This is a genomic window from Vibrio sp. SG41-7 (genome assembly GCF_014164465.1).
Lineage (GTDB): Bacteria > Pseudomonadota > Gammaproteobacteria > Enterobacterales > Vibrionaceae > Vibrio > Vibrio splendidus.
Window position 1 is genome coordinate 1 of the sequence record NZ_JACJFF010000306.1, and the last position, 967, is coordinate 967.

The window sequence follows — 967 nt, forward strand, 5'->3', positions numbered from 1 at the left end:
ATGCGATCGCATTAAAGCTGTGTTACTTACTTCTGAAGGTTGGAGTCAGGCTATGATTTCTCAAGCCCTTCGTATTCATGAATCGACTGTCGCTCGCCATCTCAGCGACTATACGCTCTCAGAAAAGCTTAAGCCTGAAAATGGGGGCAGCCAAAGCAAACTTTCAGCTACTCAAACCATGCATCTTATCGAACATTTGACTGAGCATACCTATTCCCATACTCATCAAATTGTCGTGTATGTTAAGGAGGAGTTTGGTCTTAGCTATACGGTTTCAGGCATGAATAAATGGCTTCACCACAATGGGTTCAGCTACAAGCAACCAAAAGGTGTTCCACACAAGTTTGATGAAACAAAACAGCAAGCGTTCATCGAAGCTTACGAAGCCTTAAAGGCAAGTTGCGGCGAGGATGAGTCGATAGTTTTTATCGATGCCGTTCATCCAACACTGTCGACCAAAATCTCCCATGGTTGGATACGCACGGGTCAAGATAAACTGTTAGAAACGACAGGTAATCGTAGCCGACTGAATATTATTGGCGCACTGAACCTGTCAGATATTGGGTCAACCATTGTTAGTGACTACGACAGCATCAACAGTGAAAACATTGTCCATTTCTTCTGCAAACTCAGAGAGAGCTACCCGCTAAATCACAAGCTCCATATCATTTTGGATGGAGCAGGATATCACCGCAGTGATTTAGTTAAAGATGCGGCATTTGTGCTTAATATTGAGCTGCATTACCTTCCCCCATACAGCCCAAATCTCAATCCGATAGAGAGGCTTTGGAAGGTAATGAACGAGAAGTCGAGGAATAACGTTTACTTCAAAAGTAAACGTGACTTCAAGGAAGCCATAGACCAATTTTTTACTGTAACTCTTCCAGAGATTGCAGGTTCGTTGACGTCTCGAATCAATGACAATTTTCAGGTGTTTAAGCCTGCATCTTCAAGTTGATTGGGTATA

1 protein-coding gene is annotated in these 967 nt (G+C 42.9%); it reads left to right on the plus strand.

Annotated features, from left to right (window positions below; all coding sequences use genetic code 11):
* The coding region (locus H5300_RS26830) for an IS630 family transposase (RefSeq protein WP_220503595.1) at nt 1-958 on the plus strand (958 nt) is incomplete at its 5' end.
* Between the last annotated feature and the right edge of the window lie 9 nt (nt 959-967).